General features: G+C 73.3%; 10 protein-coding genes. 7 read left to right on the top strand and 3 right to left on the bottom strand.

What is annotated here, in order from left to right:
• Nucleotides 1–125 precede the first annotated feature (125 nt).
• The 7 genes from Sm713_RS37080 to Sm713_RS37050 all read left to right on the top strand — a co-directional run bounded on the left by Sm713_RS37080 (nt 126) and on the right by Sm713_RS37050 (nt 10,002).
• Nucleotides 126–542 carry an SSI family serine proteinase inhibitor gene (locus Sm713_RS37080; RefSeq protein ID WP_212914316.1) on the top strand — a complete coding sequence of 139 codons (417 nt, stop codon included), beginning with the start codon at nt 126–128 and terminating at the stop codon, nt 540–542.
• A 1,133-nt stretch (nt 543–1,675) separates the two neighbouring features.
• Nucleotides 1,676–4,042 carry a glycosyltransferase gene (locus Sm713_RS37075; protein WP_212914315.1) on the top strand — a complete coding sequence of 789 codons (2,367 nt, stop codon included), beginning with the start codon at nt 1,676–1,678 and terminating at the stop codon, nt 4,040–4,042.
• A complete protein-coding gene (locus Sm713_RS37070; protein ID WP_212914314.1) occupies nt 4,039–5,280 on the top strand; it encodes an acyltransferase in 1,242 nt (413 codons plus the stop codon). The genes Sm713_RS37075 and Sm713_RS37070 overlap by 4 nt, the downstream gene beginning before the upstream one ends.
• Before the next feature lie 357 nt (nt 5,281–5,637).
• Complete coding sequence (locus Sm713_RS37065) at nt 5,638–6,807, top strand: 2-keto-3-deoxygluconate permease (RefSeq protein ID WP_212914313.1); 1,170 nt, start codon at nt 5,638–5,640, stop codon at nt 6,805–6,807.
• On the top strand, nt 6,804–8,165 hold the full coding sequence (locus tag Sm713_RS37060; protein ID WP_212914312.1) for a four-carbon acid sugar kinase family protein: 1,362 nt from the start codon (nt 6,804–6,806) through the stop codon (nt 8,163–8,165). The genes Sm713_RS37065 and Sm713_RS37060 overlap by 4 nt, the downstream gene beginning before the upstream one ends.
• A gap of 47 nt (nt 8,166–8,212) precedes the next feature.
• Nucleotides 8,213–9,235 carry a 4-hydroxythreonine-4-phosphate dehydrogenase PdxA gene (pdxA, locus tag Sm713_RS37055; protein ID WP_212914311.1) on the top strand — a complete coding sequence of 341 codons (1,023 nt, stop codon included), beginning with the start codon at nt 8,213–8,215 and terminating at the stop codon, nt 9,233–9,235.
• Nucleotides 9,232–10,002 (top strand): DeoR/GlpR family DNA-binding transcription regulator, encoded by a 771-nt coding sequence (locus Sm713_RS37050; protein WP_212914310.1) that lies wholly within the window; start codon nt 9,232–9,234, stop codon nt 10,000–10,002. The genes pdxA and Sm713_RS37050 overlap by 4 nt, the downstream gene beginning before the upstream one ends.
• 204 nt (nt 10,003–10,206) lie before the next feature.
• Here Sm713_RS37050 and Sm713_RS37045 read toward each other — a convergent pair whose 3' ends face one another.
• The 3 genes from Sm713_RS37045 to Sm713_RS37035 are packed head-to-tail and all read right to left on the bottom strand — an operon-like array spanning nt 10,207 to nt 11,582.
• Nucleotides 10,207–10,803 (bottom strand): ATP/GTP-binding protein, encoded by a 597-nt coding sequence (locus tag Sm713_RS37045; protein WP_212914309.1) that lies wholly within the window; start codon nt 10,801–10,803, stop codon nt 10,207–10,209.
• Entirely contained in the window at nt 10,784–11,158 is a 375-nt protein-coding gene (locus tag Sm713_RS37040; protein WP_212914308.1) for a DUF742 domain-containing protein, read from the bottom strand. Before Sm713_RS37040 ends, Sm713_RS37045 begins: the two co-directional genes overlap by 20 nt.
• A complete protein-coding gene (locus tag Sm713_RS37035; RefSeq protein WP_212914307.1) occupies nt 11,151–11,582 on the bottom strand; it encodes a roadblock/LC7 domain-containing protein in 432 nt (143 codons plus the stop codon). Before Sm713_RS37035 ends, Sm713_RS37040 begins: the two co-directional genes overlap by 8 nt.
• Between the last annotated feature and the right edge of the window lie 8 nt (nt 11,583–11,590).

The raw sequence follows: 11,590 nt of genomic DNA, 5'->3' as shown, positions 1-11,590 counted from the left end.
GGTGGTACGGGAAGCGGCCCGTGGGGCCCATGGGAGTTCAGCAATGGCTCATTCCCCACCCCCGCTCGACGGCGACGTGGCTCTAGCTTCGTGTCCCCTCGTTTCGCACCGAGAAGGAGTCCACCATGACCCGCAGACCCGCCGCCGCGGCGCTCGCCGCCGCGGCCGCCCTGACCCTCGCGCTCACCGCCGCCGGCACGGCCTCGGCCGCCGGCGGCTCGACGGCGGCGCCGGCCAGTTCCCTCAGGCTCACCCTGCTCGCCTCGGACATCTCGCAACGCCCCATCGACCAGGCGACACTGGAGTGCGACCCGGACGGGGGCACGCACCCCGACCCCAAGGCCGCCTGTGCCGCACTCGCCGCGGTGAAAGGCGACTTCACCCGGCTCCCCAACGTGCCGGGCCGCACCTGCCCCACCGTCGTCGACCCGGTGACGGCCGTCGCGACCGGCACGTGGCAGGGCGCGCCCGTGTCCTACCGTGAGGACTTCATCAACCGGTGCGCCGCCGAGGTCGGCACATCCGACGTCTTCAAGTTCTGACCCGGGGGCGCCTGCGCCCCGCACTCCGGCGTGCCGGCCGGCCCCGCCCGGTGCGGGCCCCGGCACGCCCGGCGGAGCAGGCAGGTTCAGCCGGCGGGGGCCGGCAGGCTCCGCCCGGGGCGAGGGGCCCGGTCCCACCCCTCCCCCCCCACCGGGCGCCGTCGCACCGTCCACGACCTCCGCCTTCACCGAACCCTCGGACTTCATACGGGTGTTACAACACCGTAGGTGTGGTGTCACCGCCGCGAGCGAGGCTAAGGTGACACACTGCCGTTCGGCTCCAAGGGTTGAACGGTTGCGTACACAAAAGCTCGGTCCTCCCCCCACAATCCGAACAGGATGGGACCACTCATATGTTTTACGCGCTGACGCATCGCCCGCCGCCCTGCGCTCCTGCCGCGGGGTCCGCGTCCAGTTGGGAGCCCGCGGATCCGGGCGCACACCGGCCACCCCTGCCGGACGTGCCCGCGGCCGCCGGTTCCCCCCATCGGACGCTGCCGGCCGATTCTTGAACGTTCGGCCCTGTCCCCTGCCGGGACGGGCCGTCGGCGTACCACCCTCGTACCTCGCGATGAGCGTCGCACTCCCCCAGGTCGCGGCGCCTGACGCGTGCCGGGCGCAGCCCACCGGGCTGCCCTCCCCTGCCCGGCCGAGACGGGCCGCCGTCTCCCGTCCGCTACCACCCTCGGGTGCGCCCGCCGCACCCGCCTTCCGGCGCGACCCCGGCCGCCGCAGACGCCCGGCCCCGGTGCCGGGTGCCACAGGCGCCCCGGCGGCGGTCCGGCGCTGACCCGCGGACGCCCCACCACGGCCTGCGCGACCCCCACCCGCGCACCGGCCGCCCGTCCCCGGGCCCGTCGACGGCTCCGCCGTGCCCGGCGCCCCTTCGGCCCTGCCGTCCGGCCGGGCCCGCCCTGTCGTGCCCGTCCGCGGTCCGCACCGCCATGGGCCGGTCCGGGCTGCCCTTCCGACCCCGCCTCGACCCCCGCCCGACGCGCTCCGCGGCAGGGCGACGTCGACGACCCCCGAGCCGGACCACAGCCGGCGGCCCGCTCACGCACCACCCGTTTGCCATGGGACCTCCCGCGCTGACCACGCGCCCATGGACCCCCCACCGGTAAAGGAGACGCAAGGTGCTCATCACGCAGCACACCACCTCATCCCCGTCTTCCGCCCCACCACCGACCGGCCGGCCGGGCCGCGGCGACCCGGCGCCGGCGCGCGTCCTCGCCGTAGGCAACCCGGGACCGCGGCTCGACAGGCTGCTCGGAGCGCTGAAGTCCACCGGGCACCCGGTGGCGCACGCTCTGCCTCTGGAGGCGGGCTCCCGGCTGCGGCAGGCGCCGCCGGAAGCCGTCGTCGTCCTGGAGGAGGCCGCCGCGGGGCACGGTGACGGCCGCGCGGGCCGGCAGCCGGGCAGCGCCGCCGTGATCGCCGCGATCCGTGCCGTACCGCCCGGCAGCGCGCTGCCGCTGCTGGTGGTGACGGCGGCGTCGACCGGCTCCGGCGCGATCGCCGACCTGCTGGAGCACGGCGCGGACGACTGCCTGCGGGACGACTCTGAGCCCGCCGAGCTGTCCGCCCGCATCGAGGCACGCCTGCGCCGGGTGCCCGTGGAGAGCCTGCCACTCGATCCGCGCACCGGCCTGTACTCGTACCACCACTTCCTGGGCGAACTCGGCCGGGAGCTCCAGCGGGCACGGGCCGGGCGGCGCGGCGGCGCGCTCGCCGTGGTGGCCGTCGCGGAGATGGCGGGGCTCCAGGCGCGGCTCGGCCCCCGGGTGCACCGCGAGGTCGCCGAACGGCTCGCCGGCGTCGCGGAGAAGCTGGGCAACATCTGCGACCGGCTCGGCCGGGACGAGGACGGGCACCTGCTGATGCTCATCCCGGACGTCGACGAGGAGACCACCCGCCGGCGGTTGGAGCAGTTCGCGCACGCGGTGGCCGGCACCCGCTTCGTCGTCGCCGACGAGAACGTCCGGCTCACCCCCGCGATCGGCTGGCTGCCCATCGAGCGCACCACCGAGCGCGAGAAGCTGGTCGGCTCGGCCGCGCTGGCGGCCGACGAGGCGCTGAACCACCGGGATCTGCGGCCGGTGCGCCACGCGCTGTGGATGGACGGGAAGACACACCGGCGGCCCCGCCGCTCCCTCGTCAGGCCGCTGCTGTCCAGCATGACGCCGCTGCTGGTGCTGCTGCTCGGACTCGGCGCGCCCTTCGTGCTCTACCAGCAGCTCTACCTGGCGGGCTTCGACCTCGGCTCGGCGATGTACTGGGTGGTGGTGGGCGGCCTGATGGTCTCCGCCGCGCTGGTCGCCCTGGAGTGCCTCTTCGCGCTGGACGCACCGGTCCGGCCCAAGGTGCCCGGGCAGCCGTATCCACCGGCCAGCGCGGTGATCGCGGCGTACCTGCCGAACGAGGCGGCCACCATCGTCGACACCGTGGAGTCGTTCCTGCGCCTGGACTATCCGGCGGATCTGGAGATCGTCCTCGCGTACAACACACCGCGCCCGCTGCCGGTGGAGGAGACCCTGCGCGACATCGCCCGGCGCGATCCGCGGCTGGTGCTGCTGAAGGTGCGCGGCTCCACCTCCAAGGCGCAGAACATCAACGCCGCGGTCAGCCGGATCCACGGGGAGTTCGTGGGCATCTTCGACGCCGACCACCATCCGGAGCCGGCCGCGTTCCGGCACGCCTGGCACTGGCTGTCGAACGGCTACGACGTCGTCCAGGGCCACTGCGTGATACGCAACGGCGACAGCTCGCTGGTCGCGAGCCTGGTGGCGGTGGAGTTCGAGTCCATCTACGGGGTGAGCCACCCGGGGCGCACCCGGATGTACGACTTCGGCGTGTTCGGCGGCTCCAACGGCTTCTGGCGCTCCGACCTGCTCGCCCGGACCCGGATGCACGGCACCATGCTCACCGAGGACATCGACTCCAGCCTGCGTGCCCTCGAAGTGGGGGCCAGGATCGCCATGGACCGGGCCCTGATCTCGCGCGAGCTGGCGCCCACCACCCTGCGGGCCCTGTGGAACCAGCGGGCCCGCTGGGCGCAGGGGTGGTTGCAGGTGTCCCTGAAGCACCAGTGGCGGGTGCTGCGGACCGGGCCGTTCACCCGCAAGCAGCGGCTCGGCCTGACGGTGCTGCTGGGGTGGCGGGAGATCCAGCCGTGGCTGGGGCTTCAGATCGTGCCCATCCTCGCCTACACGGCATGGCGCGAGGGCGGTGTGGACAGGCTGCACTGGCTGGTGCCGAGCTGCCTGCTGGCGGTGCTGTTCACGATGGTGTCCGGGCCCTTGCAGGCGGCGTTCGCCTGGCGGCTCTCGGTTCCGGAGATCCGCCGCCGCAAGGGGTGGTTCTGGCGGTACATCGTGTTCTCCACGTTCTTCTACAGCCACCTCAAGAACATGGTGGCCCGTCAGGCCCATCTCAAGGAGGCCCTGGGCGACCGCCAGTGGCGGGTCACCCCGCGGGCGCAGGCCAGGGCGGCGCGGTCATGAGCGCCACCGTCACGGCGAACGGCGCCGGGGGCCGGGCACGGGCCCGCGGCCAGCATCCTCCGGAAGGGGCGCCGCCGCGCAGCCGCGCGCAGGAGATCGAGGGGTTCCGCGGCATCGCCGCGCTGAGCACCGTCATCTTCCACGTCTGGCAGATGTACATGCAGTACGGGCCCGACGGTCCGAAACCGCCGGTGGACGGCATGGCCCTGGGGTCGCTGATCTCCCTGGAGGTGGTCGACCTCTTCCTGGTGATGTCGGCGTACCTGCTGACGCTGTCGTACGCGCGGGCGGCCATCGACGGCGGCACCGTCCGCCCGGCGCGCTCCTTCATGTACCGGCGGATCATCCGCATCCTGCCGCTGTACTACCTGATGGTGCTCGTGGTGTGGGTCAGCAGGAACCCGGTGCTGCCGGGCAACTGGCTGGACCTGGTGGAACACCTCACGTTCACGCACCTCTTCGACCGGCAGCGGATCTTCTACACCCTCGGGCCCACCTGGTCGCTCTCCCTGGAGATCATCTTCTATTTCGTGCTGGTGGCGATCGGGCCGCTCGCGATCCGCTTCTGCCGGCGCTTCGCGAAACGCTCGACACGGGTGGCGATCAGCGCCGGCGGCTGCGTGCTGCTGTACGTGCTGCCGCTGGTGTGGATCTCGGTGGCCCGGTACGCGTACCACGTGGGGCACCTGGACTACCCGGTGTACTTCGGCCCGCAGGCCCGCTTCGGCGGGTTCGCGGCCGGGATGCTGCTGGCGGTGCTCGCGGTGGCCCTGAAGGACCGCGGCACGGTGCCCACCTGGCTCGCGGTGCCGCTGCGCCTGGCGAGCCTGGTGGCGCTGTACGTGCTGTCGTGGGTGTCGGTGCCGGAGAACTTCGCGTTCACCTTCTTCCACCCGATGTCCTCGGTGGTGTGGGGGGTGCTGCTCTACGCCACGCTGCGGAGCAGGAAGAAGGGTGCCTGGCACCGCGCGCTCCAGGCCCGCTGGCTCACCTTCGTCGGGCTGATCAGCTACAGCCTGTACATCCTGCACGAGCCCGTGATGCTGGAGCTGGACAAGCACGGGCTGCTGCCCGGCGGGACGTACGGCTACCCCCTGGGCACGGTGCTCGTGCTCTGCCTCGCGATACCCGCCTCGGTGGTGACGTACTGGCTGATCGAGTACCCGGCCGGGCTGCTCGGCCGGCTCCAGGACAAGTCCGGGGCGAAGCGCGACTTCTATCCGGAGCTGGTGAACTGACCGGACCGGACGGTCACCCGGCGCCCCGCCTGCGCGGACGCCACGGCACCTGGGCCCCCGCCCCTGGCGGGGGCCCTTTCCCGTGCCGCTCCATCCGGCGCCCGCGTTGCCTCGGGTCTTCCTCCGGCGGCACGCCGCTGGCGCGTCCCCGGCCCGTTCCCTGCGTGATCTGCCCGCTCCGGATGCGCGATGTGCGCAGTCCGCGCAGATCAGTAGCGCGTCGTGATGCGCGTTCCAAGCATATTGCGCGAAACATGCATACAGGTCTAGCGTCGCCCCAGGCGGAATGCACGGATCCTCTTGCTGCCGGAAACGGTGCGCAGGCCGGTTCCGGTACAGGGAAGGCAGGAGCCGCACATGTCCATACCGATCAAGAGGAGCCTGGAGCGCGTGCCCGGCGGGATGATGCTCATCCCGCTGCTCGCCGGCGCGGTGATCAACACCGCGCACCAGGGCACCGGCGAGTTCTTCGGCTCGTTCACCGGCGCGCTGTTCTCCGGCTCCCTCACCATCCTGGCGGTCTTCTACGTCTGCATGGGCGCCACCATCGAGCTGCGCACCACCCCGTACGTGCTGCGCAAGGGCGGGGCCCTGCTGCTGGTGAAGGTCCTGATGGCGGTGGTCGTCGGGGTGGTGCTCGGGCACTTCCTGGGCGAGGGCCCGGTCAGCGGTGGGGCCTTCGCGGGACTGTCCACGCTCGCGGTGGTGGCCGCGCTGAACGACACCAACGGCGGCCTCTACATGGCCCTCATGGGGCAGTTCGGCAAGGCCAAGGACGCCGCCGCCTACTCGCTGATGAGCCTGGAGTCCGGGCCGTTCCTCACCATGGTCACCCTCGGCGTCGCGGGGCTGTCGTCGTTCCCCTGGCAGACCATGCTCGGCGCCATCCTGCCCCTGATCGTGGGCATGGTGCTGGGCAACCTCGACCCGCAGATGCGCACCTTCCTCGGTGCCGCGGTGCCGGTCTGCATCCCCTTCTTCGGCTTCGCCCTCGGCGCCGGCATCGACCTCTCCACGGTCTGGACGGCCGGGCTGCTCGGCCTCGGGCTCGGCCTCTTCGTGCTGGTCTTCAGCGGTGCCACCCTGTTCGCGACCGACCGGATGATCGGCGGCAACGGCCTCGCGGGCCTCGCCGCGGCCAGCACCGCCGGGAACGCCGCCGCGGTGCCGGCGCTGGTCGCCGCGGCGAACCCCGCCTACAAGCAGGCAGCGGACAAGGCGACGGTCCTCGTGGCGGCGTCGGTGGTGGTGACCTCCCTGCTGGTGCCGGTGATCACCGCCGCGTACCACCGCAGGCTGCAGCGTCAGGCGCCTGCTTCACAGGAGCGGAGTGCGGGCCGGACGGTCGCCGATGGAGCCGGAGGGCGGCTGGCAGGCAGCACCGGCGAGCGGCCGGCGGACGCCGCACCCGGTACCGCGGCCACGCCCGGCACCGGCACCGCGCCGCGCCCGGCCACCGGGGAGCCCGCCCAGCAGAGCGCGCAGGAGTCCGCCCGGGGAACCGCCGAGGGGACCGGGCACCCGTGACCCCGTACGCCCCCGTCCTGCTGATCGTCGCCGACGACCTGTCCGGCGCCGCCGACACGGCCGCGGCCTTCGCGCACCGCGCCGGCACGGCGGTGCTCCTGGATCCCGGTGCCCGCCCGGCGGGCGCCACCGTGGTCGCCGTCGACACCGACAGCCGGTACCTGCCGCCCGGCGAGGCGGCGGCCCGGGTCACCCGCGCCCTGGCCGGGTACGGCCCCGGCACCCGCGTCTACAAGAAGATCGACTCCACCCTGCGCGGCGCCGTCGGTCCCGAGGTGCGCGCCTGCCTGTCCGCACTCCGCGACCGCGACGGCGTCCGCCCCCTCGCCGTGGTCGCCCCGGCGTTCCCCGCCACCGGCCGGATGGTCGTCGGCGGCCGGGTGCTCGTGGACGGTGTCCCGCTGGAGGACGTCCGCCCCGGCCATGTCCCCCTCGCCGAGCAGCTCGCGTCGGCCGGGCTTGCCGTGGAGTCGCTGGGCCTCGACGCGCTGCGGCGCGGTGACGGTGCCCGGCTGCTGGCGGAGGCCTCCCGTCGGGCGGACGCGGTCGTGGTGGACGCCGTCACCGACGCCGACCTGGCCCGCGTCCTGCCTGCCACGGCGGACCTGCCCGTGTTGCTGGTCGGCTCCGGCGGCCTCGCGCACCATCTCGCGCTGCCGGAGGTGGCGGGGCCGGAGCCCGGGCCGGAAACGGCGGGTCAGGACCCGACTCCGGGAGCGGTGGGTCATGGCCCGGCCCCGGAAGTAGCGGGCTCGGCCCCCGATCCGGAAACCGGGACTCCTCCCCCGGCTTCCGGGCCGGCCGGCACCGGCCCGCCGCGCACCCCGCCTCCGCTCCTCATCTGCGTCGGCAGCCGCACCGCGCAGGCCCGCTCCCAGCGCCGCGCGCTGATCGACCGGTTGCCCGCCGTCGCCGTCACCGTCGGCACGGGTCCCGGCGCACCCCTGGCCGCCGGGCGGGCGCTGCGGGCCGCCCTGCTGGCCGGGCACCACGTGGTGCTCTCCCCCGACCCCCGCGAGGAGGTGCGGCCGGCCAGGGCCGGACAGTTCGCCCATGCCCTGGCCGAGGCAGCGGCCGGCGGGCTCCCGCTGGCCGGGGCGCTGATCGCCACCGGCGGGGAGACGGCCCGCGCGGTGCTGCGCGCCGCGGGCGCCGGCTCCCTCGCCGTCCAGGGCGAACCGGCCCCCGGCGTGGTGCGGATGCGCACGCCCGGCGGACTGACCGTCGTCACCAAGGCGGGCGCCTTCGGCACCGAGGACACCCTGCTGAACGCCGCCCGCGCCCTTCTGGACCGTCCCTGCACTGCCGCGGAGGGCACCGGCCCGGCCGCCGCCGGCGCGGGGAGCGTCCCGTCATGACCCGAACCGATTGCGCCGCCGGGATGCGGCTGCGGAAGGATGTCACCATGTCCGAACCTGTTGTTGCCATCACCATGGGCGACGCCGCCGGCGTCGGCCCCGAGGTGATCGTCAAGGCGCTGGCCGGCGCCGGCGGGCGACTGCCCTTCCGGCCGCTGGTGGTCGGTGACGCCGCCAGGCTGAACAAGGCCGTCGAGCTGTGCGGGGTGGAGTTGGCGATCGACCCGGTGGACTCCGTCGCCTCCGCGGCCTGGCAGCCGGGCCGGGTGGACTGCCTGGACATCGGCGGCATCCCCGCGGACCTGCCCTTCGGGCGGCTCTCGCCGGTGGCCGGGGAGGGCGCGTACCGCTACGTGGCGGCGGCCACCCGGCTGGCGTCCGACGGCGAGGTCGACGCGATCTGCACCGCGCCCCTGAACAAGGAGGCGCTGCACGCCGCGGGCCACCGCTACCCGGGGCACACCGAGCTGCTCGCCGAGCTGACCGGCACCCCCGAAGTCTCCATGCTGCTGTCGGCGCCCACGCTCCGGGTCATCCACGTCACCACGCACATCGGTCTCGTCGACGCGGTGGCGAGGATCGAGCCGGGCCTGGTGGAGCGCACGATCCGCCGCGGGCACGCCACGCTCACCGCGTCCGGGGTCGCCTCGCCGCGCATCGCGGTCTGCGGCATCAACCCGCACGCCGGCGAGAACGGCCTCTTCGGGCACGGCGAGGAGGAGGCCAAGGTGGTCCCGGCGCTGACGGCGGTGCGCGCCGACGGGATCGACGCCCAAGGGCCGCTGCCGGCGGACACCGTCTTCTTCCGCGCCGTCAGGGGCGACTTCGACCTCGTGGTCGCCATGTACCACGACCAGGGCCACGGCCCGGTCAAGGTGCTCGGCCTGGACGCCGGGGTGAACATCACCGTCGGACTGCCGGTGATCCGCACCAGCGTCGACCACGGCACGGCGTTCGACATCGCCGGCACCGGCCGCGCCGACGAGGCGAGCATGGTGGAGGCCCTGCGGCAGGCGGTCGAGCTGGCGCCGCGGCGCGGTGCGGCGGGCGCGGGAGGCCGGCGGGCATGAACGGCACCGACCGCCGCGCGACCATCCGCGACCTGTTGCAGAGCCGCCCGCTGAGCGTGGCGGACCTCGCGCGGCGGTACGGCGTCTCGGAGTCCACCATCCGGCGCGACCTCTCCCGGCTCTCCGCGTCGGGCGAGATCGTGCGCACCTACGGTGGCGCGCTGTCGTCGGCGGTCGGCGAGGAACAGCCGCTCCAGGAAAGGGAGTTGCTGGCCCGCAGGGAGAAGGCGGCCATCGCGAGGGCGGCCGAGGAGCACACCACGGGTGGCGGCCTGCTGCTGCTGGACGCCGGGACGACGGTGGGGGCGCTCGCCTCCCGGCTGGCGGCGCGCGGCGGGGTGACGGTGGCGACGCCGGGCCTGACGTCCATCAACGAGCTCGCGGGCGTGCCGGGCGTCGAGCTGATCGTGCTGGGTGGCACGGTGCGGCAGCTCAGCCTGGGCATGGTGGGCCCGCTCACGGAGGCGGCGGTGAGCCGGCTCACCGCGGCGGCCGTCTTCCTCGGCGCGGACGGTGTGGTGGCCGGGCGGGGGATCTGCGAGGCCCGCCCGGAGCAGGCCGCGCTGAAGGAACTCATGATCAACCGCTCGGGGGCGGTGTACGTGCTCGCGGACGCCGGCAAGCTGGGCCGCGAGGAGTCCTACTGGTGGGCGGGGTTCGACGCACCCTGGACCCTGATCACCGACGACGGCGCCACTCAGGAGCAGCTGGCGCCCTTCCTCGCCGACCCGCTCTGCACGGTCGAGGTCGCCGAGGTGGCGGGCTGACACGAAGTGGCGGGCTGACCTGCGGCCGGAGAGGCACCTGGTGCCTGCGGGCCGGGACCGAACGGACCTGCGCCCGGGCCCTGCCGCGCAACGTCCGGACAGCCCCGGGACAACTCCCGGGGCCCGTCGGGGATCTGCTGGCCCGTCAGGGGTCCCCGGCCCGGGCCCGTCGGGGAACGGACCCGCCGTCAGGGCCTTCGGCCTTCAGTGGGTCGGCATGGCCGTCGTCCTGGCCATGGCCTGCGTCCGGGCCACGTCCAGCAGCGCCAGCAGGACCTCCTTGCTGGACTCGCGGTCGCGGGCGTCGCACAGCATCACCGGAATGTCCGGGTTGAGGTCGAGCGCCTTGCGGACCTGCTGGGTGGTCCACCCCCGGTGCCCGTGGAAGCAGTTGATGCCCACGGCGAACGGGGTACCGCGCTTCTCGAAGTAGTCCACGGAGGCGAAGCACTGCTCCAGGCGGCGGGTGTCCGCGAGCACGACCGCGCCCAGCGCGCCGAGCGCGAGGTCGTCCCACATGAACCAGAAGCGGTGCTGGCCCGGCGTGCCGAAGAGGTACAGGACCAGTTCCGGAGCGATGGTGATCCGGCCGAAGTCCATGGCGACGGTGGTCGCCGACTTCTCCTCGACGCCGGCGAGGTTGTCGAGTCCGACGCTCGCCACCGTCATGCGTTCCTCGGTCTCCAGCGGAGGCACCTCACTGACGGAGCCGACCATGGTGGTCTTGCCCACGCCGAAGCCTCCGGCGATGAGAATCTTCAACGCCGTCGGCATGACTGGGTTAGAGGCGGCGTATGCCATCCATGACCCTTTCGATCAGATCCACACTCGGGGCGTCGCCCTCCTTGGGAGGGGCCTGGACGAGGACCAGTTCCGAATTCAGTAAATCGCCGCAGAGCACTTTCACGACGCTCACGGGAAGATCCAGCTGAGCGGCGATCTCGGCGATGGCCACGGCGCGATCCCGGCAGATATCCAGGATCGCCGCCGCCTCCGGTTCGACGGGCTCACCGCCGAATCCGTCCGGAGACCGGGTGACCACGAGCGTAATCAGCGAGAACGAGTGCTCGCTGTGCCGTGTGCGTCCCCCGGTGATGGCGTATGGCCGGACATGATGGCCGACCCCTTCGGGTTCGGGCCACTGCCGGTCAGGCACCCTTACCGTACCGCACGAAGGGGGTCTCGACGCGAGGTGCGGCGCTCAGGTACTGCCCCACCTGCTTCACGAGCGTGTTCATCTCGAAGGCCATCATGCCCACGTCGACGCTGTCGGAGGCGAAGGCCGCGAGTCTCGCGCCCTGACCGGCACTGGTGACGAAGAGATAGGCGGTGTCCATCTCGACCACCGTCTGCCGCACCTGGCCCCCCTGGAACCGGTTGGCGGCACCGCGGGAGAGGCTCTGCAGGCCCGACGCGATCGCGGAGAGCTGCTCGGCGTCCTCCCTGCCCAGCTCCTTCGACTTGGCGAGGGTCAGGCCGTCCTCGGAGAGGACGATCGCGTGAAGGATCTCCGGGATCCTGTCCACGAGGCTGTCCAGGAGCCAGTCCAGCCTTGGAAGAGTCTCCACCTGCTCAGACATTACGGATT

This window comes from Streptomyces sp. TS71-3, assembly GCF_018327685.1.
GTDB lineage: Bacteria > Actinomycetota > Actinomycetes > Streptomycetales > Streptomycetaceae > Streptomyces.
Note: the sequence above shows the minus strand (reverse complement) of the source record. Positions and strands in the feature narration are given on the sequence as shown.

Excerpts from the sequence above, each read along its gene's own strand:
- Sm713_RS37080 (WP_212914316.1), top strand. The coding sequence starts at position 126 with ATGACCCGCAGACCCGCCGCCGCGGCGCTCGCCGCCGCGGCCGCCCTG.
- Sm713_RS37070 (WP_212914314.1), top strand. The coding sequence starts at position 4,039 with ATGAGCGCCACCGTCACGGCGAACGGCGCCGGGGGCCGGGCACGGGCC.
- Sm713_RS37065 (WP_212914313.1), top strand. The coding sequence starts at position 5,638 with ATGTCCATACCGATCAAGAGGAGCCTGGAGCGCGTGCCCGGCGGGATG.
- pdxA (WP_212914311.1), top strand. The coding sequence starts at position 8,213 with ATGTCCGAACCTGTTGTTGCCATCACCATGGGCGACGCCGCCGGCGTC.
- Sm713_RS37050 (WP_212914310.1), top strand. The coding sequence starts at position 9,232 with ATGAACGGCACCGACCGCCGCGCGACCATCCGCGACCTGTTGCAGAGC.
- Sm713_RS37045 (WP_212914309.1), bottom strand. The coding sequence starts at position 10,803 with ATGGCATACGCCGCCTCTAACCCAGTCATGCCGACGGCGTTGAAGATT.
- Sm713_RS37035 (WP_212914307.1), bottom strand. The coding sequence starts at position 11,582 with ATGTCTGAGCAGGTGGAGACTCTTCCAAGGCTGGACTGGCTCCTGGAC.